Annotated in this window: 19 protein-coding genes and 1 pseudogene; 10 read left to right on the top strand and 10 right to left on the bottom strand. The window is 71.2% G+C overall.

All coding sequences use genetic code 11. From position 1 onward, the window contains the following. Nucleotides 1–57 precede the first annotated feature (57 nt). Entirely contained in the window at nucleotides 58–945 is an 888-nt protein-coding gene (locus tag ABH923_RS13130) for an alpha/beta hydrolase fold domain-containing protein (RefSeq protein ID WP_370055820.1), read from the bottom strand. Nucleotides 946–995: 50 nt separating this feature from the next. Between ABH923_RS13130 and ABH923_RS13125 the strand changes: the two genes are divergently transcribed. Both ABH923_RS13125 and ABH923_RS13120 read left to right on the top strand, forming a co-directional pair. Continuing rightward, complete coding sequence (locus ABH923_RS13125; protein ID WP_370055818.1) at nucleotides 996–1,550, top strand: carboxymuconolactone decarboxylase family protein; 555 nt, start codon at nucleotides 996–998, stop codon at nucleotides 1,548–1,550. Between the two features lie 42 nt (nucleotides 1,551–1,592). Then, a pseudogene (locus tag ABH923_RS13120) lies at nucleotides 1,593–2,267 on the top strand (IclR family transcriptional regulator); the annotation flags it as partial. Between the two features lie 114 nt (nucleotides 2,268–2,381). Here the strand turns inward: ABH923_RS13120 and ABH923_RS13115 are convergent. Together ABH923_RS13115 and ABH923_RS13110 are read right to left on the bottom strand one after the other, a co-directional pair. Next, complete coding sequence (locus ABH923_RS13115) at nucleotides 2,382–3,155, bottom strand: alpha/beta hydrolase fold domain-containing protein (RefSeq protein WP_370057363.1); 774 nt, start codon at nucleotides 3,153–3,155, stop codon at nucleotides 2,382–2,384. Nucleotides 3,156–3,180: 25 nt separating this feature from the next. Then, on the bottom strand, nucleotides 3,181–3,735 hold the full coding sequence (locus ABH923_RS13110; RefSeq protein WP_370055817.1) for a quercetin 2,3-dioxygenase: 555 nt from the start codon (nucleotides 3,733–3,735) through the stop codon (nucleotides 3,181–3,183). A gap of 202 nt (nucleotides 3,736–3,937) precedes the next feature. On the opposite strand from ABH923_RS13110, the gene ABH923_RS13105 reads away from it, so the two are divergent. The 4 genes from ABH923_RS13105 to ABH923_RS13090 are packed head-to-tail and all read left to right on the top strand — an operon-like array spanning nucleotide 3,938 to nucleotide 7,792. Next, complete coding sequence (locus ABH923_RS13105; RefSeq protein ID WP_370055816.1) at nucleotides 3,938–4,948, top strand: sugar ABC transporter substrate-binding protein; 1,011 nt, start codon at nucleotides 3,938–3,940, stop codon at nucleotides 4,946–4,948. Between the two features lie 27 nt (nucleotides 4,949–4,975). Further along, nucleotides 4,976–6,070: an ABC transporter permease gene (locus ABH923_RS13100; RefSeq protein WP_370055815.1), complete on the top strand. Its 1,095-nt coding sequence runs from the start codon at nucleotides 4,976–4,978 to the stop codon at nucleotides 6,068–6,070. 1 nt (nucleotide 6,071) lies between these two features. Then, a complete protein-coding gene (locus tag ABH923_RS13095) occupies nucleotides 6,072–6,875 on the top strand; it encodes an ATP-binding cassette domain-containing protein (protein ID WP_370055814.1) in 804 nt (267 codons plus the stop codon). Then, nucleotides 6,872–7,792, top strand: coding sequence for a flavodoxin family protein (locus ABH923_RS13090; protein WP_370055812.1), 921 nt, complete (start codon nucleotides 6,872–6,874; stop codon nucleotides 7,790–7,792). Before ABH923_RS13095 ends, ABH923_RS13090 begins: the two co-directional genes overlap by 4 nt. A gap of 21 nt (nucleotides 7,793–7,813) precedes the next feature. Here the strand turns inward: ABH923_RS13090 and ABH923_RS13085 are convergent, their stop codons facing one another. Continuing rightward, complete coding sequence (locus tag ABH923_RS13085) at nucleotides 7,814–8,740, bottom strand: LysR family transcriptional regulator (protein ID WP_370055811.1); 927 nt, start codon at nucleotides 8,738–8,740, stop codon at nucleotides 7,814–7,816. 61 nt (nucleotides 8,741–8,801) lie between these two features. Here ABH923_RS13085 and ABH923_RS13080 point away from each other — a divergent pair, with 61 nt between their 5' ends. Further along, entirely contained in the window at nucleotides 8,802–9,272 is a 471-nt protein-coding gene (locus ABH923_RS13080; protein WP_370055810.1) for a MarR family winged helix-turn-helix transcriptional regulator, read from the top strand. A gap of 57 nt (nucleotides 9,273–9,329) precedes the next feature. Then, nucleotides 9,330–10,736, top strand: a complete 1,407-nt coding sequence (locus ABH923_RS13075) for an MATE family efflux transporter (protein WP_370055809.1) — start codon at nucleotides 9,330–9,332, stop codon at nucleotides 10,734–10,736. A gap of 9 nt (nucleotides 10,737–10,745) precedes the next feature. Here the strand turns inward: ABH923_RS13075 and ABH923_RS13070 are convergent, their stop codons facing one another. Together ABH923_RS13070 and ABH923_RS13065 are read right to left on the bottom strand one after the other, a co-directional pair. Further along, nucleotides 10,746–11,009 carry a DUF1905 domain-containing protein gene (locus tag ABH923_RS13070; RefSeq protein ID WP_370055808.1) on the bottom strand — a complete coding sequence of 88 codons (264 nt, stop codon included), beginning with the start codon at nucleotides 11,007–11,009 and terminating at the stop codon, nucleotides 10,746–10,748. A 217-nt stretch (nucleotides 11,010–11,226) separates the two neighbouring features. Next, on the bottom strand, nucleotides 11,227–14,253 hold the full coding sequence (locus ABH923_RS13065; RefSeq protein WP_370055807.1) for an FAD-binding and (Fe-S)-binding domain-containing protein: 3,027 nt from the start codon (nucleotides 14,251–14,253) through the stop codon (nucleotides 11,227–11,229). Between the two features lie 202 nt (nucleotides 14,254–14,455). Between ABH923_RS13065 and ABH923_RS13060 the strand changes: the two genes are divergently transcribed. Beyond that, nucleotides 14,456–15,016, top strand: a complete 561-nt coding sequence (locus tag ABH923_RS13060) for a hypothetical protein (protein ID WP_370055806.1) — start codon at nucleotides 14,456–14,458, stop codon at nucleotides 15,014–15,016. 47 nt (nucleotides 15,017–15,063) lie between these two features. Here ABH923_RS13060 and ABH923_RS13055 read toward each other — a convergent pair whose 3' ends face one another. Beyond that, on the bottom strand, nucleotides 15,064–15,282 hold the full coding sequence (locus tag ABH923_RS13055) for a hypothetical protein (RefSeq protein WP_370055805.1): 219 nt from the start codon (nucleotides 15,280–15,282) through the stop codon (nucleotides 15,064–15,066). A gap of 272 nt (nucleotides 15,283–15,554) precedes the next feature. Between ABH923_RS13055 and ABH923_RS13050 the strand changes: the two genes are divergently transcribed. Beyond that, nucleotides 15,555–18,434, top strand: a complete 2,880-nt coding sequence (locus tag ABH923_RS13050) for an alkaline phosphatase family protein (protein ID WP_370055804.1) — start codon at nucleotides 15,555–15,557, stop codon at nucleotides 18,432–18,434. Between the two features lie 51 nt (nucleotides 18,435–18,485). Here the strand turns inward: ABH923_RS13050 and ABH923_RS13045 are convergent, their stop codons facing one another. The 3 genes from ABH923_RS13045 to ABH923_RS13035 all read right to left on the bottom strand — a co-directional run bounded on the left by ABH923_RS13045 (nucleotide 18,486) and on the right by ABH923_RS13035 (nucleotide 21,253). After that, a complete protein-coding gene (locus tag ABH923_RS13045; protein ID WP_370055803.1) occupies nucleotides 18,486–19,049 on the bottom strand; it encodes a YbhB/YbcL family Raf kinase inhibitor-like protein in 564 nt (187 codons plus the stop codon). 79 nt (nucleotides 19,050–19,128) lie between these two features. Next, entirely contained in the window at nucleotides 19,129–20,382 is a 1,254-nt protein-coding gene (locus ABH923_RS13040) for an ATP-binding protein (RefSeq protein ID WP_370055802.1), read from the bottom strand. Between the two features lie 136 nt (nucleotides 20,383–20,518). Next, nucleotides 20,519–21,253, bottom strand: coding sequence for a CDP-alcohol phosphatidyltransferase family protein (locus ABH923_RS13035; RefSeq protein WP_370055801.1), 735 nt, complete (start codon nucleotides 21,251–21,253; stop codon nucleotides 20,519–20,521). Between the last annotated feature and the right edge of the window lie 29 nt (nucleotides 21,254–21,282).

The following is a 21,282-nucleotide window of genomic DNA, read 5'->3' as shown; positions in this document are numbered from 1 at the left end:
TTCATCTTGTGAAAGTCACTTTCGTTGGATGAATGTACGTCGCCGCGACCCGGGATGTCAAGCGACCGCGGCGACCATGCGGTCGACGGCCCGCGCCGACGCGGGACTCGCCGGCTCGTTGAGGAAGCCGTGCAGCGCGCCGGGAGCCCGGGTCACGGCGGCGTCGACGCCCGCGTCGATGAGCTGGGCGGCGAAGGCCTCCGCCGAGCTCCGCAGGCGGTCGCGCTCGGCCGTGAGCAGCAGCGTCGGCGGGAGGCCATGCAGCCGGCCACCGGCCGGGAACGCGTACGGATCGCCCGCATCCGCGCCGGCCAGATAGTTGGCGTTGATGGCGGCCACGGACTCGGGCGGGAAGGTCAGCGCCACCGGGATGCCCTCCAGGGCGGCCAGCAGCGACGCGTCGGCGGGCGGGAGTTGCGCGTGCAGCACGGGGTAGGCCAGGAGCAGAGCGCTCGGCGTCACCGCGCCGCGGTCGCGCAGGCGCAGGGCCGCGCCCGCGGCGAGGTTTCCGCCCGCGCTCGCCCCGCCCAGCGCGATCCGCATCGGGTCGGCGCCGAGCTCGGCAGCCTGGGCCACCGCCCAGTCGAACGCAGCCACGGTCTGGAGGGACGCAACGGGGAACGGCGCGCGCGGGTCGTCGCGGACCCGGAACGCCTCGCCGGGGTCGGGCAGCCCGCCGACCTCGTCCAGCCCCTCGAACTCCTCGGGACCGGGGAGGCCGACCGCGCCCTCCAGCGAGGCGAGCGTGTAGTCGACGGAGACGACGCTGATGCCCCGGCCGGCGAGGCTTCGCGCGACAGCGTCGGCCTCCGGCATGTCCAGGTCGCCGAACATGAACGCGCCGCCGTGCAGCCAGACCAGGGCAGCGCCGCAGGGCTCCGGCGCGCGGTACACCCGGACGCCGAACGCGAACCCCGCTGCGTCGAGTACGATATTGTCATTCATTCTTCGAAACTCACTTTCATTAGTGATCGACCGATGGAGGGAAAACGACGATGACCTCCCGCATCCCGGCGCTCGTCCCCGAGGCGCTCGACCCGGACCAGGCACGCCTCTACGAAGCCATCGCGGGCGGCCCGCGCGCCGCGGGTCCGCAGCACTTCGCGCTCACATCCCAGGACGGCGCGCTGCGCGGACCGTTCAACGCCTTCCTGCTCGCGCCCGCGCTGGGCGACGCGGTGCAGGCGCTCGGGGCGGCGCTGCGCTACCGCGGTGACCTCCCCGATCGGGCGCGGGAGATCGTCATCCTGCTCGTCGCGCAGCACTGGGACAGCGCGTTCGAGCGGGAGGCGCACGAGGGCGTCGGGCGCGCGGCCGGGCTGCTCGACCGTGAGCTGGCCGCCCTGCGCGACGGCGACATCGCCGGGTTCGCCGGAACGGAGGGCGCGATCGCCCGGCTGACGCTCGCCCTGCTCGCCGGCGACCTCGACGACGACGGCTGGCGGGAGGCCGAGACCGCGATCGGCGCGGCCGGCGTCTTCGAGGTCGGCACGCTGGTCGGCTACTACGGGATGCTCGCGCTGCACTTGCGCGTCTTCCGGGTCGACTGAGCGCCTTGCGATCCCCGGCCCGCTGAGATACGGTTTCACTCCATGAAAGCTCCGGACGGCAACCGCTACCGCATCGAGGCCCTCGCCAAGGGACTCGACGTGCTGAGTCTCTTCGACGAGTCGACCACCGCGCTCAAGCTGCGCGACATCTGCGACCGCACCGGCATCCCGATGCCGACGGCGTTCCGGGTCGTCGCGACGCTCGAGGAGGGCGGCTTCCTGGAGCGACTCGACGACGGCACGATCCAGCCCGGCGTCGCCGTCCTCACCCTGGGCTCGGCCGCGCTCCGCGGCTCCAGCCTCGTGCAGCTCAGCGAGCAGCCGTTGCGACAGCTCGCGGAGGCCACCGGGGAGACCGTCAATCTCGGCGTGCTGCTCGGCGACCAGGTGCTCTACCTGGCGCGCATCCGCAACGCCGACCTGGTGACGGCCAACATCCAGGTCGGGTCCACGCTGCCGGCGGCCTTCACCTCGATGGGCAAGCTGCTGCTGTCCTACCTGACCCCCGCCGAGCTCCGCGACCTCTACGCCGGCGCCGACCTCGTCGCCGCCGGACCGAACGCCGTCCACTCGGTGCGCGAACTGGAGGAACGGCTCGCGACCATCCGGCAGCAGGGCTACGCGCTGCAGGACGAGGAAGTCGCGCCCGGTCTCCGCTCGGTCTCCGTGCCCGTCTTCGGACGCGACGCCCGGCCCGCGGCGGCGATCAACATCGCCGTGAACACGACCCCGCCACGACCTGACCTCGCTGCGCGGCCCCCTGCTCGAGCAGGCGCGCGCCACGGCCGCCGACATCTCGCTGCGCCTGCGCTCGGCCTGACCGCCCCACGATCAGCCCAGCACGCGTACGCAGAACGCGATCGCGGCGTCGAGCAGCGCCTCGCGGTCCACGTCGCCCTGCCAGAGGTGCCCGGCGCCAGGGACGAGGGTCAGCTCGACCTCGGCGCCGACCCCGGCCAGGGATGCGGCGAACAGCTCGCCCTGCGACGGCGGCACCGCCGCGTCGGCCAGGCCGTGCGCGATCAGCGCCGGCGGCGCACCGGGGCGGACCCGATGCCGCGGGCTCGCCGCCCTGGCCCGCTCCGCGTCGGCGGACACGGCATGCCCGAGCCAGCCGGCCTCCCGGGTCGTCGGGTCGTCCGACTGACCGAGGGCCGCGGCGAGCGCCTCCAGGTCGGACGGCCCGTACCAGTCGATCAGCCCGCGGACGCCCGAATCGGGCGCCAGAGCGACGAGCGCGGCGAGCGTCGCGCCGGCCGACTCGCCCCAGAGCACGACGCGCGAGGTGTCGACGCCGAGCCGGTCCGCGTGGGCGCGGAGCCAATCGAGCGCGGCATGGACGTCATCCTCCTGCGCGGGGAACACCGCATCGCCGCTCAGCCGGTAGTCGACGGACGCGACCGCGACCCCCGCCGCCGCGATGCGGGCGAACGGGCTGGGCTCGTCCCGCATCGTCGGCACGAAGACGTCGCGGCTCCCCGCCCGCCAGCCGCCGCCGTGCACGAACACGACGACCGGCGGCGGGGTCCCGAGCGGGGCCGCCCCCTCCGGAAGGTGAAGATCGAGGCGGAGACCGTGCTCGGAGAAGTCGTGCTCTGTCGGCACGGACGCAGTCGTTCCGGCCACGGGCTCAGTCGTCGAGGAATTTGTAGTCCGGCCGGAACACCGTGCCGTACAACTCGCCCGCGGCGCGCATCTGGTCGAACGTCGGCACGTAGAACTCCGACGGCTGCGGGATGCCCGGCGTAGTGGTCGGGGTTCCCATCGCGTGGAAGAACCGCGCGAAGCCTCCCGAGCTGACGCCCAGCACCCGCGCGGTGGACTCGATCCGGAACGCGTGGATGGTGCCCTTCGGCACGTAGCCGAACGCGCCGGCCCGCAGGACGCGGTCGTCCTTGAACCCCTTCTCGTCGTCCATCCAGAGGTGCACGGCGCCGTCGATGACGAAGAAGATCTCGTGCGTGTACGGGTGGATGTGCGCCGGGATGATGTCGCCGGCGTTGCCTTCCGTCGTGAAGACGTCGTACTGCCCCTCGGTCTCGTCGCCGGTGAGCAGGACGGTGAAGAGGGTGTCGAACACCACGCTCTTCTCGCCTTCCCCCTTGTCGAGGAAGAACGGGTTCGGGGTGCCGGGCAGGATCCCGGCGTGGGGGTGATCGGACCGCGTGGTCTCGTCCAGTGACATCAGGTCAACCTCCTCGTTGAGTCGCGTCTCCAGCAGCCTGTGCGCTCGCGCGACGGAAAGCCAGTACGTCTTCCCTACCGCGCGATAGGCGCAACCTCATGAACTTTCATTCCACAAAAGTTACTTTCATTTCTGTTCGGATCGTGCTAAAACCGTCGAAAGAATCGGCAGCCGTGCCGATCGCGACGCAAAGGTGCACGCAATGACCAACACAGCCAACTCCCGCCGCTCGCGGCGACCCCTGCTGGCCGCGGCCGCCCTCGCCGTGACCGTCGGGCTCGGCCTCGCCGGCTGCAGTGCGAGCTCGCCCGCAGACCCGGCCAGCGGCTCCGCCGGAGCCACCGGCTCCGCCACCAAGTCCCTCCGGATCGGCTTCTCGCCGTTCACCATGCAGGTCCCCGCCCTCAAGGGCCTCGCCGACGGACTCACCGCCGCCGCGACCGCGCAAGGGGACAAGGTCCTCACCGCCGACCCGAAGGGCGACCCGTCGACCCAGCTCCAGCAGCTCCAGCAGTGGGTGCAGCTCGGGCAGGTCGACGCGATCTGGGTCATCCCCTCCGCAGCGAAGACCGTCGCTCCCGTGCTGTCCCAGGCCACCGGGAAGGGCATCGTCGTCATCGCCTCCGGCATCCCGTCGGACTACGGCTTCAGCGGGAAGCAGCCCGGCATCACGTTCACCAACGTGGACAACGCCGACTACGGCACCAAGCTCGGCACCCTCACGGCGGAGTGCATCGACAAGGACCTCGGCGGCAACGGGAAGGTGATCTTCCTGCAGAGCCCGACCGGCGCCCAGAGCACGAGCGCCATCAACGAGCAGTTCAAGAAGACCCTCGCCGCGAAGTCCCCGAACACGAAGATCGTCAACCAGCAGGACGCGGGAGACCGGCTCAAGTCGCAGCAGATCATCTCCAGCGCGCTGCAGGGCGCGCCCGACGCGAACACGGTGGTAGGAACCGACGACGAGTCCACGCTCGGCGGGCTCGACGCCTTCACCCAGGCCGGCAAGGACGCCTCCAAGACGTGCGTCGTCGGCGCCGGCGGCAACACCGAGGCGCAGGCCGCGGTCAAGAGCGGCAAGATCTACGCCGACCTCGCGTTCGACTTCCAGGCCGACCTCATGCAGAACCTCAAGCAGCTCCACACCCTCGCCGCGAACCCCTCGGCGAAGGGTACGCAGCTCACGACGCCGATCACCGTCATCACCAAGTGATGGCGTGAACCGGAAGGACCGCACACCATGACCATCCACGACGCTCACGCGTCGCAGCCGGGCACCGTCCCCGCCGTCGCACCCCCCGCGGGTGCGCCGGCGGGGGACGGCGCCACCGGCGTGCGCGCCCTCGTCTTCCTCCGCGACCGCGGCATCATCGTCCTCTGGATCCTGCTCGTCGCGATCTTCGCCTTCTGGGCGTCCCCCTACTTCTTCACGCTGGCGAACGCGGCGCTGGTCGCCAACGCGGCCGCGCTCACCGCGATCTTCGCCGCGGCGGTCGCCTTCGGCATCCTCAGCGGCGCCCTGGACCTGTCGGTCCCCGGCTCGGCGACGATGGCGGCGGTCGTCGCGGCCGTGGTGATCAAAGCGGGAGCGCCGGCCTGGGTCGGCATCCTCGCCGCGATCGTCGTCGGCATCGCCGTCGGCAGCGTGAACGGCGCCCTCGTGCTCCGCGGGCTCAATCCGCTGGTGGTGACGATCGCCACACTGACCGTGCTGACCGGTCTCGCGCAGGTTGTCGCCGGCGTGCCGATCAGCGGCGTCACCGAACTGAGCTGGATGGGCAGCAGCTCGTACTTCGGCATCCCCGCCCCGATCTTCGTCGTCGCGATCGTCTACCTGCTCGGCTGGCTGTTCCTCACCCAGACCCGCGCCGGCGGGCGGCTGCTCGGCGTCGGCGGCAACATCGACGCCGTGCGCCGGGTCGGCATCGGCGCCGACAGGTACCGCATCCTCGGCTTCGTGCTCTCGGGCGTCTGCTCGGCGATCGGCGGCCTCCTCGTGATGGCCACGACGACGCAGGCCTCGCCCAACCCGAGCACGGACCTGCTGTTCTCGGCGCTGACCGCCGTCGCGCTGTCCGGGATGCCGCTGACCGGAGGCCGCGGCAGCCTCCCGCGCGTGCTCGTCGGCGCGCTCATCATCGCGACGATCGCGAGCGCGCTCATCATCCGCGGCATCGCGCCCTACTGGGCGACGATCGCGACCGGCGTGCTGCTGGTGCTCGCGCTCGGCTTCGAGCGGATCATGTCGCGCGCGGTGTCCGCCCGGCTCGCGCCGCCGCCGCGCGCCACGCTCGACGGCGCGTCCACCACCCACATCCCTGCGCAGGAGGCCTGACATGCCCGAGACCACCACGGAGGCCCCCGGCCTCCGCCTGAACCGGATCGCCCTCAACTACGGGTTCGTCCGCGCCATCGACGGCGTCGACTTCGAGGTCGCCTCCGGCGAGGTCGTCGCCCTGGTCGGCGACAACGGCGCGGGCAAGTCCACGCTGCTGAAGGTCATGTCCGGCGCGCACCGGCCGTCCGAGGGCACCATCGAGGTGAGCGGCGCGGCGCACGAGTTCCGCTCGCCGCGCGACGCCTCCGACGCCGGGGTCGAGATGGTGTACCAGGACCTCGCGCTGGTCGACGCCGCGGACATCGCGACCAACCTGACGCTCGGCCGCGAGCCGGTGCGCCGCGGCCCGCTCGGCTGGCTGGGCTTCCTCGACAAGCGCGCGATGCGCCGGGAGGCCGCCCGCGAGCTGGAGGCCCTCGGCGTCACGACGGCGCCGGTGACCCGCCCGGTCGAGATGCTCTCCGGCGGCCAGCGCCAGGTCGTCGCGCTGGCCCGGTCGGCCGTCCGCGCCACCGCGCGCGGGCGCGGCGTGCTGCTCCTGGACGAGCCGACCGCCGCGCTCGGTTACGCACAGACCCGCCAGGTGGCGGACCTCATCACGCGCATGGCCGGCCGCGGCATCGCCGTGGTGGTCGTGACGCACAACCTCCCGCTCGCGTTCGAGGTCGCGAACCGCATCGTGGTGCTGAACCGCGGGCGTAAGGTCGCCGACGTGGCGACGCACGAGACGGACAACGACGCGGTGGTCGGCTGGATCACCGGGGCGCGGCCGCCGCAGGCCGGACTGGTCGCGACGGCATGAGCGTGCTCCTCGGGCTCACGGCGGGTGCGAGCCCGCTCGGCAGCGCCGACATCCTGCTGACGGAGGCGCTGCGGGCGGCCGGGGAGTCCGGCTGCGAGGTGCGGCTGGTGCGCGTGGACGACCTCGATCTGCGCAGCGGCCCGGCGGCGGCCTCCGGGCCGGACGACGCCGGATGGTTCTGGGAGCAGCTCCTGGAGGCCGACGCGCTCATCGTGTCGACCCCGATCTACAGCCGGACCGTCCCCGGAGCGCTGCGCCTACTCGGCGACAAGATCTCCGGACCGCAGGCCGACGTCGCCTTCACCGAGGAACTGCTGCGCCTGCGGGCGTCCGGCGCGGAGATCGCCGTGGACTTCCCGGTGGACGAGCGCGTGCTCCGCCCGCGCGTCGCCGGCTTCATCGCGGTCGGCGGGTCGCTGCCCGACCGCTGGAAGACGCTCGCGCTGCCGCTCATGCACACGCTGACGGCCTCCATGCAGATCGCGGTGGTGGATCAGGCGGTGTTCGCAGGAGCGGGAGGGCCGTCCTCCATCGTGCTGGACGACGCGGCCCTGGCCCGGGCGGCCTCGCTCGGCCGGGCGGTGGCCGCGCAGGCCGGCGTCGCGTACGAGGACGCGAGCTACCGGGGTTCGCCGGGCGTGTGTCCGCTGTGCCACCTGGACGCGGTGGTGATCCGCGCGGACGGCATCGAGTGCGCGACCTGCGGCGCGGCGGGCGAACTGGTGGTCGAGGACGGCCGCGTGCGCGCGCTGTTCCCGGAGGCCGGGAGGTCGCAGTCGGTGCTCACGCCCGCCGAGAAGCGCGACCACTTCGCGGAAGTGCAGGAGACCGCCGCGCGGCAGCGTCCGTTCGCCGAGATCATCCGCGAGCGCGCCGCCACCTACGGCACCATCCCCTCCCTCCGCCCACCCGGCTGACGCCGAGGGGCAATCGGAGGCTCAGGGGCGGGCGGAGCGGGCCTCGGCCTCCACGACCTCCACGAACGCGGCGACGACCGGCTCGCGGCGGCGGCGCGTGCAGAGCAGGATGGTCGCCGGCTCGATGTCGGTGATCGGCACGAAGGCCAGCTCCGCACGCCGGTAGTGCGTGGCCGCCGACGCCGCCGCGATGTTCACGCCCATCCCGGCCCCGACCAGCGCCAGGATGCCGTCGATGTCCTGCGCGACCGGGCCGACGCGCGGGTGGCTGCCGTCCGGCCGCGGGTCGACCAGCCACCAGGCCACGGCACGCGGATCGCCGCCCGACACCGCCACGAACGTCTCTTCGCGTGTCTCGTCGATGCCGATCGCGTCGCGCCCGGCCAACGGATGGCCTGCCGGAGTGACCAGGACGCGCGGCTCCGTCCAGAGCGGCGTCGCGGTGACCAGCTCCTCGTCCACGTTCAACGGGGCAGGCGCGAACACGGCGTCCACGCGGCCCGCCGTGAGCTCCACCTGCGGGTCGAAGAAGCCGACCTTGCGCATCTCCAGCCGGAGCCCCGGGATACGCTGCACAGCGCTCGCGATCGCCCGCGAGGTCAACGGCCCGGCGCCCGCGGCCACCACGCCGATCCGCAGGACGGGGGCCGGCGTGCTGTGCCGGGCGCCGATCCAGTCGATGACGTCGCGGTGCGCCTCCACCGCGCGCCGCGCGTGCGGGAGCAGCGCCTCCCCCGCCTCGGTGAGCTGCACCGCCCGCGAGGTGCGCTCGAAGAGCGGCTCCCCGACCGTCGACTCCAGCCGCGCGATCGCCTGACTGAGCGACGGCGGCGCGATGTTGAGCCGGGCCGCCGCCGCGGCGAAGTGAAGCTCCTCCGCGAGCACGCAGAAGTAGCGGAGGGTGTGGATGGGCACGTCCATGAGGTCCTCGTCGATCGTCAGGCTCACCCTAGTGCCGCCTCCCGCTCCGTCCTTGACAGTTCGAGTTCTAACTATTAGAGTTCTAACTATGACATCGAAGACCGAGCGACTGACCGAGCTCGTCCGCACCGTCGCCTTCGCGGGGCGCGCGGCGGCCGAGGAGTGGGTGCGCGACAGCGGGCTCACCCGGCAGCAGGCCTTCACGCTCGGCTACCTCGAGCAGCACCAGGATCGCGACGTGATCGCCCGCGAGCTGGCCGAGATGTCCGGCACCACCGCCGCCAGCGTCACCAGCCTCCTGCAGGGGCTGGAGGAGCGCGGCTACGTCACCCGCACCTCCTCCCCCACCGACGCCCGCATCAAGGTCGTCCGGGTCACCCCGGAGGGCGCGCGCGTCGTGGCGGGCTTCGACGAGTCGATGGCCGCCGAGCAGCGCACGCTGTTCGCCGGGCTCGACGACAGCGAACAGGACCAGCTCCTCGGCCTGCTCGAGAAGGTCGTCGCCGCCGACCCCTCGGCCGGTCGGCCTCCCGGCAACGGCCCACGCTCGCGTCGCTGACCCCTCCCCTTCACTTCACCCACTTCAGAAAGCCGTTCACGGAACGGAGGTACCGTCATGTCCTCGAACCGCAACTACCTCGCCTCGGCGCCCATCTGGCGCTCCCTGGTGCACCTCTGCGTGCCCATGATCGCCGGCTTCTCCATCGGCAGCGTCTACAACATCATCAACGCCGGCTTCGTCGGCTCGCTGCACTCCACTCCGCTGCTCGCAGCGCTCACCTTCTCGCTGCCGGTCTTCGCGCTGCTCATGGCGATCGGCGGTGTCTTCGGCGTCGGCGGCGGCACCTATGTGTCGCGGCTGCTCGGGTCGCAGGACCAGGAGGACGCGGACCCCGCGGCCGCGGCCGAACGCATCAAGCAGGTCTCCGCGTTCACGCTCTGGGGCGCACTGCTCGCCGGCGCCGTCATCGGCGTGCTCGGGCTGATCTTCGCGACGCCCCTCGCCGTCGCGGTCGGCGCGTCCGGCGCCGCCCTCGCGCCCACAGCTCTGTACATCGGCGCGATGTTCGCCTTCACCCCGGTCTACGTCGCCGCCTTCGCGCTGGAGCAGCTCGTCCGCTCGGAGGGCGCGGCCGTCGCGTCGATGACCGGGCTGATCGCCTCCACCGTCGCGAACCTCGTCTTCGACGTGCTGTTCATCCTCGTCCTCGGCTGGGGCGTGCTCGGCGCCGGCATCGCGCTCGGGCTCTCCAACCTGGTCACAGTCGGCTACTACGTGTGGTGGCTCACCCGCCGCAGCGAGACCATCTCGCTCGCGCCGCGCCACTTCAGCGCCGACCGCACGATGCTGACGACCGTGTTCGGCGTCGGCGTCTCCGAGCTGCTGATGTCGTCGTTCCTCATCGTCACCACCCTGGTGATGAACTGGATCGCGATCGGCTACGGAGCCTCCCTGCTCGCCGCGATGGGCGTGGCCCTGCGGATCTCGCAGCTCCCGGAGATGATCGCGATGGGCGTCTTCATGGGCGCGATCCCGCTCTTCGCCTACGCCTTCGGCGCCCGCGACCACGCCAGACTGAAGTCCGCCATCACGGGCAGCGCGATCGCCATCGCGGGGATCGTCGCGGTCTTCTCGACCGTGGTGTTCCTGTTCCGCGACCAGGTGTTCGCCCTGTTCAGTGCGGACCCGTCGGTGATCGCGGACGGCACGCTCATCCTGACGGCGATGCTCGTCTCCACGCTGTTCAACGGCTTCACCGGGCTGATCATCGCGGTCTTCCAAGCCACCGAGCAGATGCGGAACGCGACGATCATGTCGGTCGCGCAGGGCGTGCTGTTCGTGCCGATCGTGCTCGCGGCCAACGCGCTGTTCGGGATGACCGGCGTGATCTGGTCGATGACCGTCACCGAGCTGCTGTGCTTCGCCCTCGGCGCGGTGCTGTTCGCCCGCTCGCGGCGCGCGCTGGCGGCGCCGTCGGCGGAGGCGGCGAGCCAGGCGCAGGAGGCCCTGACTGCGGTCTGAGCCGCTGGCTCAGCGGTCGGGGTCGGCGACCAGCTCGACCTCGACCTCGTCGCCCGCGCCGCGGCCGGTGGCCTTGCGGGTCGCGGCGTTGAACGAGACCAGGTAGCGGCCTCCCATCACGCCGATGGTGTTCGGGTACGTGTAGCCGCCGTCGATGGTGACGATGACCGGCACGCGCTTGCCGCGGCCGAAACCGAGCACGACCTCCTCCGGCACGACGATGCCGACGTTGTTGCCACCCGTCGCCTCCAGGACGGTACGGAACACGGTCATCGGACCTCCCACTGCTCGCGTGCGCGGATGGCCACGATGCTAGCGAATCCGCGGTTCGGGCATCGACTTTCTGCGCATATCGGATGACACTGCGCATAAACGCCGACCTCCCCGCGGCACTGTGGCGATGCCAGTCGGGGCGACCAGGCGGCGGGGACGAGTGTTTCGGGACCTCGTCCCCGCCTTGGTCTGGGAGCCCGGGACGACCGGCCTCCGCTCACGAGCGCTGCCGCACCCGGTCGGAAGCGAGCGCGCGCACGACCGCCGCCGCCGGGATGCGCTCGGCGGCGCGGCCTGGACGGTCGACGCGCACAGGGACGCCACGGCGCTCGCCGAGCTGCAGCGCGAGCACCTCGGCGAGGTGCAAGGGTCGCTGACCCGGCCCGAGAGTGTCGGCGAGCTGCTCCACCTGCGTGCGGCAGCTGAAGCCGTCGGCGATCACGCGCGCGTCGGAGCCCGCCTCCCGGAGGGCCGGCAGCAGCGCGTGCTCCGCGGCCGCCGCCGACACATCGAGGTGGCCCGCCTCGAAGCCGAAGTTGCCCGCGAGGCCGCAGCAGCCCTCCACGGTGTCGGTCTCGATGCCGGCCGCGTCGAGGATGGCCTGGTCCGCCCCGAAGCCGCCGACCGCGTGCTGGTGGCAGTGCGGCTGCACGACCGCGCGGCCGCCGACGTGCGGGGGCGACCACTCGGGCGTCCGCTGCAGCAGCTCGGCGAAGGAGGTCGCCCGCTTAGCGACCACGGCGACGTTCGGGTCGGCCGGGAGCAGCTCCGGCGCGTCGGAGCGGAACACTGCGAGGCAGCTCGGCTCCAGCCCGACCAGCGGGACGCTGTCGCCCAGCGCCGCGGCGAGCGCCGCCGCCGTGTGCGCGAGCATCCTCCCGGCCGTCGCGAGCTGCCCGGTCGAGATCCAGGTCAGCCCGCAGCAGAGGTGCCCCGGCGGCAGGACGACGCGGTAGCCGGCGTCCTCCAGCACCGTCACCGCCGCGCGTCCGATGGACGGGTGGAAGTTGTCGGTGAAGGTGTCGGGCCAGATCATCACGTCACCGAGCGGCGCGGGAGGCGCCGGCGCGCGGGCGGCGAACCAGTCGGTGAAGCGCTGCGGCGCGAACCGCGGCACCGGACGGTCGGGCTCCACGCCGCCGAAGCGCTTCGCGACGCGGGCGACGCCGGGGAGGCGGGCGAGCCGGTTCACGAGGGACGGAGCGACACTCGCCATCCGCGCCCAGACCGGCAGCCAGCCCATCGTGTAGTGGGCGGCCGGGCGCAGCCTCCCCGCGTAGTGGTGCGACAGGAACTCGGCCTTGTAGGTCGCCATGTCGACGTTCACCGGGCAGTCGGTCTTGCAGCCCTTGCACGACAGGCACAGGTCGAGCGCGTCCTTCACCTCGGTGGAGCGCCAGCCGTCGGCGATCGGGCTCTCCCGGTACTGCCCCTCCAGCATCTCGAAGAGCAGCCGCGACCGGCCGCGGGTGGAGTGCTCCTCCTCGTTCGTGGCGCGGAACGACGGGCACATGACGTTGCCGCTGTGGCTGCGGCAGTTGCCGACGCCCACGCAGCGCAGGGCGGCACGATCGAACTGCCCGCGGTCGTTCGGGTAGGAGAAGTGCAGCTCCACGTCGACCTTCGGGCCGTAGCCGGCGCCGAGCCGGAGGTTCTCGGTGGCCAGGTACGGGTGCACGACCTTGCCGGGGTTCATCCGGTCGTACGGGTCGAACAGCGCCTTGAACCGCTCGAACAGCCGGACGACCTCCTCGCCGAACATGATCGGCAGCAGTGCGCCGCGCGCCTGACCGTCGCCGTGCTCGCCGGAGAGCGACCCGCCGTACTGCGCGACCAGCTCGGCGCCGCGGCCGATGAACGCGCGGTAGTGGGCGATCCCCTCCTCCGTCACCAGGTCGAACGGGATGCGGCAGTGCACGCAGCCCTGCCCGAAGTGGCCGTAGCGGGAGACGTTCTCGTAGCCGAACTCGTGGAGGAGCCGGCCGAAGTCGCGCAGGTAGTCGCCCAGGCGCTCCGGCGGCACGGCGGCGTCCTCCCAGCCCTCCCAGGTGTCGGGCCGGCCGGGCATCCAGGCGGTGGCGCCGAGGCCGGCCTCGCGCACCTCCAGGATCTCCTTCTGCTGCGCGGGATCGTCGAAGACGCGGTCGTCCGGCACGACGTCCCGCTCGCGCAGCGCGGCGACCGTCCGCTGCGCCTTCGCGTCGGACTCGTGCTTGCTGTCGCCGCCGAACTCGCAGACCAGCCAGCCGTCGCCCGCGGGGAGCAGGTGCAGCGCCTCCACGTTCTGCCGCTTGGTCTTCTGGTCGTTCACCAGCACGCTGTCGATGCCCTCGATCATGAGCGGGTCGTGCTCGGCGATCGTCGGGGCGGCGTCGGCGGCGTCCTCGATGCTCGGGAAGCCGAGCATCAGGAAGGTTCGCGCCGGCGGCAGCGGCACCAGGTCCAGCTCGGCATGCAGCACGGTGACCAGGGTGGACTCCGAGCCGACCAGCGCCCGGCCGACGTCGAAACCCGCCTCGGGCAGCAGCGAGTCGAGATTGTAGCCGGAGACCCGGCGCGGGATGCGCGGGTAGCGCTCGCGGATCAGGTCGCCGTCCTCCTCGGCGAGATCGCGCATCGCGGTGTAGAGCTCGGCGACCCGGCCGCCTTCGCGCTGGATGCGCTCGAACTCCGCCGTGGAGGTCGGCCCCGCCCAGAACCGGTCGCCCGCGTAGGTCAGCACCTCCAGCCGGCGCACGTTGTCGTCCGTCTTGCCGTAGGCCTGCGCGCTGGAGCCGCACGAGTTGTTGCCGATCATCCCGCCGAGGGTGCAGTGCGAGTGCGTCGCCGGCTTCGGGCCGAACTGGAGGCCGTGCGGGGCGAGCAGCGCGTTGAGGTCGTCGAGCACGATGCCGGGCTCGACGACGGCGACGCGTGCATCGGGGTCGAGGGAGAGCACCCGGTTGCAGTACTTGCTCCAGTCGATGACGACGCCGTGGTTGGTGCACTCGCCGGCGAGGCTGGTGCCGCCGCCGCGGCTGAAGACCGGGGCGGCGAACTCGCGGCAGACGGCGATGGCCTCCACCGCGGCCTCCACGGTGTGCGGGATGACGACGCCGATCGGCACCTGCCGGTAGTTGGAGGCGTCGGTCGAGTAGGCGGCGCGGCTGCCGTCGTCGAAGCGCACCTCCCCGTCCACCCGGTCGGCGAGCGCGGCGGCGAGCGTGCGGACGTCGATCCCGCCGGAGGTGATGGTGCTCGACATGATGGTGCCCTTCCTGTCGTCCGACGCCTCTCCTCGGATGGAATGCCCTGGGGCCTCCGAGCGCAAGAGGCAGAACGGATTCACCAGGCGGTGGAGCGTCCAGAGGTTGGTCAGGAGGCGCTCAGGGGGCGCAAAGCGCGCGCTCCTAGGGTGGTGGTCCGCGTGGGACGTCCGCGCGAGGCGAGCGGGCGGGAGGAGCGGGATGCGCAAGGCGGTCGTCGCCCTCCTCGTGGCCACCCTCGTCGTGGCCGGCGGGCTGTTCGCGGCCTCCCGGCTCGTGTCCGCGCCCGCGATCGTCGCCGCCCTGCCCGCGCCGTGCGCCGACGCGACGGCGACCACGGTGGCCGGCCGCGCGGTGCCGAAGGGACCGGTCGCCGGGTTCTGCGCGCCGGAGCTCGCGATGGCCGCGACGATCCTCCAGGCCGCCCGCGACCAGGGCGTCGGGCAGTACGGCGAGACCATCGGGGTCATGACCGCGATCGGCGAGTCCGGCCTCCGCAACCTCGACTACGGCGACGCGGCCGGCCCCGACAGCCGCGGGCTCTTCCAGCAGCGGGACAACGGCGCGTGGGGCACCCTCGCCGACCGGATGGACCCGTACACGGCGGAGACGAACTTCTTCCGCAAGCTTGCGCGCCTCCCCGGCTGGCAGTCGATGACGCCGACGGAGGCCGCACATGCGGTGCAGGTCAACGCGGACCCGGGCTACTACGCGCAGTACTGGGGCGACGCGCAGACCGTCGTCGCCGCGCTCGGCGGCTGAACGGGGCGTCCGCTCAGCGGATGACAGCGCTCAGCGGATGACAGCGCTCAGCGGATGTAGGAGGCGTCCGGCCCGGTCTCCCCTGAGCTCTCCAGCGGCGGATCGCGCAGCTCGCTGAGCTCGGCGATGGCGCTCTCGATCGCGTCGATCGCGAGCCGCAGCGGCTCGGCCCAGGCGGCGGTGGCAGCGCCTCCCGCCGTCGCGGCCGACGCGAGGCTCGCGCGTGCCCGGCGGATGGCGTCCTCGGCGGTCTCCAGATTGTCCATGCCGCCATCGTCCCACCGCAGGAGGCGGTGCGGGCACCTGAGAGTCCTGACAGACGACCCGCCCACCGCCCGGCCCGCGTTCACCTGCGCTTCGCGCCCGCCGTCTGGGATGCCGCCGCCGACACGCCCGGCACCGCACGTCGGCCGTCACCTCGCATTCATGAACCGTTTGGTTGACCCCCCGACGAGGGACAACCAGTGTCTTGTCTGTGACCTCGCTATGAGGTCCCTCGCCTTCTCAGCTCCTCCACTTTCGGGAAAGGTCTCGCCCCATGCCTCGCAACACCCCCCGGCGCCAGAAATCCGGCAGGCGCCGTTTCTCCTCCCTCACGCCCCGGCAGCGCGTCCTCGCGGTCACCGCGGCGACCTGCGCGCTCGTCGTCCTCGGCGGCGGCATCGCCACCGCCTCCACCCTCGCCTTCGGAAACCAGCAGGTCGGCGTGAACTACGCCGGCGGCGAGCAGATCTCGTCCGACCAGCTGCTCCAGCCGGCCGGGACGCGCCTGATGACGCCGTTCGGCAAGCTCATGGGGTCGACCGTCAGCCCCGACGGCCGCTTCCTCGTTGGCACCAGCGCCGACCGCTCCGTCGACCTCCAGGTCTTCGACCTCAACGGTTACAAGCCGGTCGCGGCGGCGGGCACGCTCTCGGCGACCTCGTTCGCGACCGCGGCGTCCAACGCCGGCTACGGCTCGATGAAATACCTCAAGATCTCGGACGGCACCGTCGGCCAGGAGGGCCCGGTTTTCTCGCCGGACGGGAAGTTCCTGTTCGCTCCGGTCGCGACGGGCATCGTGCGGTACCCGTTCAACGCAGACGGTTCGCTCGGCGCCGGCACCGCGATCCCCATCCCGAACTCCGCCGCGGGCCAGGAGGCGCTGACCGCCGGGATGACCTTCTCCCCGGACGGCTCGACCCTGTACGCCGCGGTCAACGGCCAGAACACGGTCGTCGCGATCGACCCGGCCGCCGCCACGATCAAGCAGACCGTCGCCGTCGGTATCGCGCCGCGCCAGCTGACGTTCGTCGGGAGCAAGCTCTACGTCTCCAACGAGGGCGGCCGCTACGCCCTCCCCGGCGAGACCACGATGGGCTCGTACGGCACGCAGGTCCCCGCCGACACCACGCTCGGCACGTCGACGACCGGCACGGTCAGCGTCATCGACACGGCGAACCCGTCGGCCGCGGTCGGCTCCATCCCGGTCCAGCTCCACCCGACCGCGATGCACCTCAGCGGCACGACGCTGTACGTCGCCAACACGAACAGCGACACCGTCTCGGTGATCGACACGCGCTCCGGCGCCGTCGTCCAGACGATCGCGACCCAGCCGTGGGCGTCGTCCAAGACGGGGTACCAGCCGACCGCGGTCACCCTGCAGGGCGACCACCTGCTGGTGTCCCTCGGCAACGCCAACGCGATCGCCGTCTACAAGGTCGACCCCGCCGACCCGCGCGACCCCGCGAGCCTCATCGGCCTCCTGCCGACCGACTACTACCCCGAGAACGTCGCAGCCGTGAACGGCTCGATCGTCGTCACGAACACGCGCGGGATCGACGCGCGCGGACCGGGGATCACGGTCAACAAGGGAGCGGGCGTCCCGGTGGTGACCGGGCACGGCACGCACTCGACCACGGCGTCGCTCACCAAGTTCGCGCTGCCGAGCGACCAGGCGATCCGCAAGGCGACCGCTCAGGTGTTCGCGCAGAACGGCTGGACCGAGAACTCCCTCAAGCAGGCCCAGGGCGACCAGAGCGATAACGCGTCGGTGGCCATCCCGAAGCGGCTGGGAGACCCGTCGGCGATCAAGCACGTGTTCCTCGTCGTCAAGGAGAACCGCGGCTACGACCAGCTCTACGGCGACATGAAGCAGGGCAACGGCGACCCGTCGCTGACCCAGTTCGGCCAGACGGTAACGCCGAACCAGCACGCCCTCGCCTCCCAGTTCGGCCTGTACGACAACACGTACGACATCGGGACGAACTCGGCCGAGGGCCACAACTGGCTGATGCAGGGCGACAACACCGCCTACACGCAGACCAGTGCCGGAGAGTACACCCGCTCCTATGACACCGAGGAGGATGTGCTGGGCCACCAGCGCAGCGGCTTCCTCTGGAACTCGGTGCAGTCCGCCGGGAAGAGCGCGAAGAACTTCGGCGAGTTCGAGTACGGCGAGGGCAAGCCGGCCGGCGCGACCTGGCAGCAGTACTACTGCGCCGCCACGAGCGTCATGGGCGGCGGTTCGGCCGCGCAGCTCTTCGACCCGTCCATCAAGTGGAACGCCGGCTCGGTCATCCCGTCGCTGAACGCGATCTCCGACCCGAACGCGGCGCCGTTCGACCTCGCGGTGCCCGACATCTACCGGTACGAGACCTGGAAGCAGGACTTCGAGAAGAACGGGCCGTCCAACTTCAACATGGTCTGGCTCTCCAGCGACCACACCGGAGGCACCGCCGACCCGAAGGCGATGGTCGCCGACAACGACCTCGCCCTCGGCAAGATCGTCGACGAGATCTCGCACTCGCCGTACTGGAAGGACTCGGCCATCTTCGTGGCGGAGGACGACAGCCAGGACTCGGCCGACCACGTCGACGGACACCGCGCGCCCATCCAGGTCATCAGCCCGTACGCCGCGCACGGCAAGACGGTGAGCACCTACTACTCGCAGATCAGCATGGTCCGCACGATCGAGCAGATCCTCGGCGCCCAGCCGCTGAACCAGAAGATCGCCGCGGCAACCCCGATGGTCGACGCGTTCACGAACAAGCCGGACCTGACGCCGTACACCGCGGTCCCCAACCAGATCCCGCTGACGGAAGGCGTGGCGACCAAGCCCGCGTGCGGCTTCGACACCCTCGGCCAGACCGGAGCCGCGGCCGCCGCGGTGAATGCCCAGGCCGAGAAGGACACCGCCGTGCCCGCGTCCGAGAAGTCGGTCGCGGCCGAGTGGCAGAAATGGGCAGGCAAGCAGCACTTCACCGGAACGGCAGGCCATCCGGCCATCCCGGACTACGACAACCCGCTGCTGATGAACCGCTACACCTGGTACCAGACCAAGCACTGGACGTCGCCCTACCCGGGTGACGCGAAGATCTACGGTCCGGACGACGTGCCGGGGATCGCCCCGGGATCGATCAACCACGACGACCAGTAGCCGTCGGAGCGCGGACGCCCCTGCCCCTCGTGGGCGGGGGCGTTCTCGTCGTTACGGGTTCTCGTACGTGCCGTCGAGCCGGGCGCGGGCGATGACGTGACCGCTCATCGCGCGCACGACGTCGTCCAGGCCGAACGAGGCCGGGAGGTCCAGCCGGCGATCCACCGCGAAGAGCTGGAAGACGTAGGCGTGGGGCCCATGCGACGGCACCGGCATCGGCCCGTGCCAGCCGCGGGAGCCGAGCGACCCCCGGCCGTAGGCGATGCCGGGCGCTGCGGCCTTCCGCGCGAGGCCGCCCTCCGGCAGCCCGCCGAGCGTCGGGTCGATGCCGCGCGCGATGGTGTGGAGGGCGGGCTCGGCGCGCGGAGCGTCCGGGTCCTCCACGATGAGCACCAGCTCCTCGGCGGCGACGGGCGGCGCCGTCCACTCGAGCGCCGGGGACAGGTCCTGCCCGAACAGCCGTCCGCGGTACTGCGCGGGGATGGGCGCCCCGTCGGCGAAAGCCGGGCTGGTCAGCACGAACGACTCGGGAGCCTGCAACCCGTCCCGCAGCCAGACGACCTTGTCGTGGCCGGCACGCCGATCGCGCAGCGCCCGTCCGATGGGGTTCGGCATGGTGGGGCCTTTCGGGGAGGGGTGGGTGTGAGGGCCAGCCTAGATGACGCCGACCAGAGAGGTTGGTAGGCGGCCGTCGTCAGACCGGAAGCTCCCACAACGAAGCGACCGGAAGACCCCACAGCCGGTCGGAATAGCGGTACCCCGTCCGACCCGTGTTGAGAACAATCCCCGCGATGAATCGATCTCCGAGCCTGTCGCGCAGATAGCGCAACCCTCGGAAATGATCGGTCTTGAAGGTGCTCCCAGACTTGACCTCGATCGCCAGCACGCTGCCGTCGGCCAACTCGATCACAATGTCGACTTCGACCCCGCTCTTCGTCCGGTAGTGGAAGAGCTCGAACTCTTCGTCGGACCAGGTCTGCTGCTTCAAGAGCTCACCGACGACGAACCCCTCCATGAGGGCGCCGATGTGGTGTGCACTCCCATCGACCGGCGTGAGTTGGCCCTCGGTCACGCGTGACAGCCGGGAGGCGAGACCGGAGTCCGAGATCGTCGCCTTCGCTCGCCCCGTCTCGCGAGAGGTGAGGTTAGGCGACCAGGGCTGGAGGAGATCCACGAGGAACAGCATCTCCAACGTGTCGAGATAGGCCGTGATCGAGGTCGGAGGGATAGCGGCGTCCTGAGCGAATCGTGCTTTGACCAGCTCGCCGGACTGGTTCGCCGCGATAAGGCGGAGCAGGCTCTTCAACCGGTGGGGGTCGGTGATGTTGATGAGCTCGCGAGCATCGCGACGGACGAGGCGATCGACGTAACCGTCGAACCAGATGCTACGAAGCCGGGCGGTCCGGTCGTGCGCATCCGGATAACCGCCAGAGGCGATCATCCGCGCATAATCGTTGCGAGTCAGCTCCGATTTCACAGTCGCCTTGAGTGCGCTACCGAGAGCGGCCCGGACGAAATCCTCCCTCCTTCCGTGGAGTTCCCCTTGCGAGAACGATCGCAGCGAGACGGATATCGCGCGCCCCGCGAGACTGTCTGTCGCGCGTCGTGAGCGGAGAAGGTCGCTAGAACCGGTCAAGATGAATCGACCAGGGCGCCGATTACGGTCGATCGAAGCTTTGACCGCGAGTGTGAGCTCGGGGTGCCGCTGGATCTCGTCGATCACGAGCATGCCGTCAGGATTCTGTTCGACGAAACCGGTCGGGTCTTCGACCGCTGCAGCCCGGGTCTGCTCGTCATCGAGCGTGAGGATCTGCGCATCCCTGCCGCGAGCGAGCTGGCCGGCAAGAGTGCTCTTACCTACCTGACGCGCACCCTGGATGACGAGCGCCGGGAAGGCTCCGGCAATGGAGTCAGCGAAGGTGAAGACGTTCCGGTCGATCAGCGCCATAACCCTTACGGTATCAGCGGAATGTCGATTTCGTCGCGTGTCGATCGTAGAAATGGCCACCACTGTTTCGTAGAAATGGCCACTACTGTCTCGTAGAAATGGCCATCCTTATTTCGTAGAAATGGCCGCCAAAGAGTCACCTCTCCAACGGCACAGTGCGGCCCTCCCGCATCCGCTCCCGCACCAACCACAGCACGTCCCGCCCGAACGACTCCCCGAGCAGCAGCAGCGCTCCCGCGACCAGCACCGCGGAGACCGCGGGCAGCACCCCCGTGCACGCCACCGCGAGCGCCACCCCCGCGTACGCCGTCACCACCTTCCGCCAGTAGCGGTACGGCAGCGTCGCCCGCATCCACGGCAACAGCCACCCCGCCACCACGAACGCGTACCGCAGCACCCCGATCGCGAGCACCCAGAGCCCGAGCACCGGCGCCACGTAGACACTGAGCACCAGGAGCAGGAACGCGTCCACCTCCATGTCGAACCGAGCGCCCAGCTCGCTCGTGCTGGCGGTGCGCCGCGCCACCCAGCCGTCGACCGCGTCGAGCGCGAGGGCCGGGATGACCAGGCCGACCAGCAGCGGGACGGGCACCGCCGCGCTGAACGACGCCACCACCAGTCCCGTGACCAGCCCGACCAGCGTCGAGCGCATCGAGGTGACGATGTTGGCGGGGCCGAAGCGTTCCGTGCGGCGGCGCTGGAGGCCGCGGACCAGCAGCACGTTCGAGACCAGGAGGTACGCCGCGGCCGCCGCCCAGCCCGAGGCGGGCAGCGGCGTCATCCACCACTCGACCGTGAGCAGCCCGATGAGGAGGACGAGCGCGACGCCGGCGCCGGCCCAGCCGACCGCTGCGAGTTGAACCCTTTTCACGTGAGCCTCGTGTCTTTGGGGAACGGCAC

It is taken from the genome of Leifsonia sp. EB41 (genome assembly GCF_041262565.1).
In the GTDB taxonomy this organism is placed as follows: Bacteria; Actinomycetota; Actinomycetes; order Actinomycetales; family Microbacteriaceae; genus Leifsonia.
Note: the sequence above shows the minus strand (reverse complement) of the source record. Positions and strands in the feature narration are given on the sequence as shown.

Bases quoted from the DNA above. Each gene is read 5' to 3' on its own strand.
- ABH923_RS13050 (WP_370055804.1), top strand. From the start codon at position 15,555: ATGCCTCGCAACACCCCCCGGCGCCAGAAATCCGGCAGGCGCCGTTTC.
- ABH923_RS13105 (WP_370055816.1), top strand. From the start codon at position 3,938: ATGACCAACACAGCCAACTCCCGCCGCTCGCGGCGACCCCTGCTGGCC.
- ABH923_RS13075 (WP_370055809.1), top strand. From the start codon at position 9,330: ATGTCCTCGAACCGCAACTACCTCGCCTCGGCGCCCATCTGGCGCTCC.
- ABH923_RS13125 (WP_370055818.1), top strand. From the start codon at position 996: ATGACCTCCCGCATCCCGGCGCTCGTCCCCGAGGCGCTCGACCCGGAC.
- ABH923_RS13080 (WP_370055810.1), top strand. From the start codon at position 8,802: ATGACATCGAAGACCGAGCGACTGACCGAGCTCGTCCGCACCGTCGCC.
- ABH923_RS13095 (WP_370055814.1), top strand. From the start codon at position 6,072: ATGCCCGAGACCACCACGGAGGCCCCCGGCCTCCGCCTGAACCGGATC.
- ABH923_RS13055 (WP_370055805.1), bottom strand. From the start codon at position 15,282: ATGGACAATCTGGAGACCGCCGAGGACGCCATCCGCCGGGCACGCGCG.
- ABH923_RS13060 (WP_370055806.1), top strand. From the start codon at position 14,456: ATGCGCAAGGCGGTCGTCGCCCTCCTCGTGGCCACCCTCGTCGTGGCC.
- ABH923_RS13045 (WP_370055803.1), bottom strand. From the start codon at position 19,049: ATGCCGAACCCCATCGGACGGGCGCTGCGCGATCGGCGTGCCGGCCAC.
- ABH923_RS13070 (WP_370055808.1), bottom strand. From the start codon at position 11,009: ATGACCGTGTTCCGTACCGTCCTGGAGGCGACGGGTGGCAACAACGTC.
- ABH923_RS13090 (WP_370055812.1), top strand. From the start codon at position 6,872: ATGAGCGTGCTCCTCGGGCTCACGGCGGGTGCGAGCCCGCTCGGCAGC.
- ABH923_RS13100 (WP_370055815.1), top strand. From the start codon at position 4,976: ATGACCATCCACGACGCTCACGCGTCGCAGCCGGGCACCGTCCCCGCC.
- ABH923_RS13110 (WP_370055817.1), bottom strand. From the start codon at position 3,735: ATGTCACTGGACGAGACCACGCGGTCCGATCACCCCCACGCCGGGATC.
- ABH923_RS13065 (WP_370055807.1), bottom strand. From the start codon at position 14,253: ATGTCGAGCACCATCACCTCCGGCGGGATCGACGTCCGCACGCTCGCC.
- ABH923_RS13130 (WP_370055820.1), bottom strand. From the start codon at position 945: ATGAATGACAATATCGTACTCGACGCAGCGGGGTTCGCGTTCGGCGTC.
- ABH923_RS13040 (WP_370055802.1), bottom strand. From the start codon at position 20,382: ATGGCGCTGATCGACCGGAACGTCTTCACCTTCGCTGACTCCATTGCC.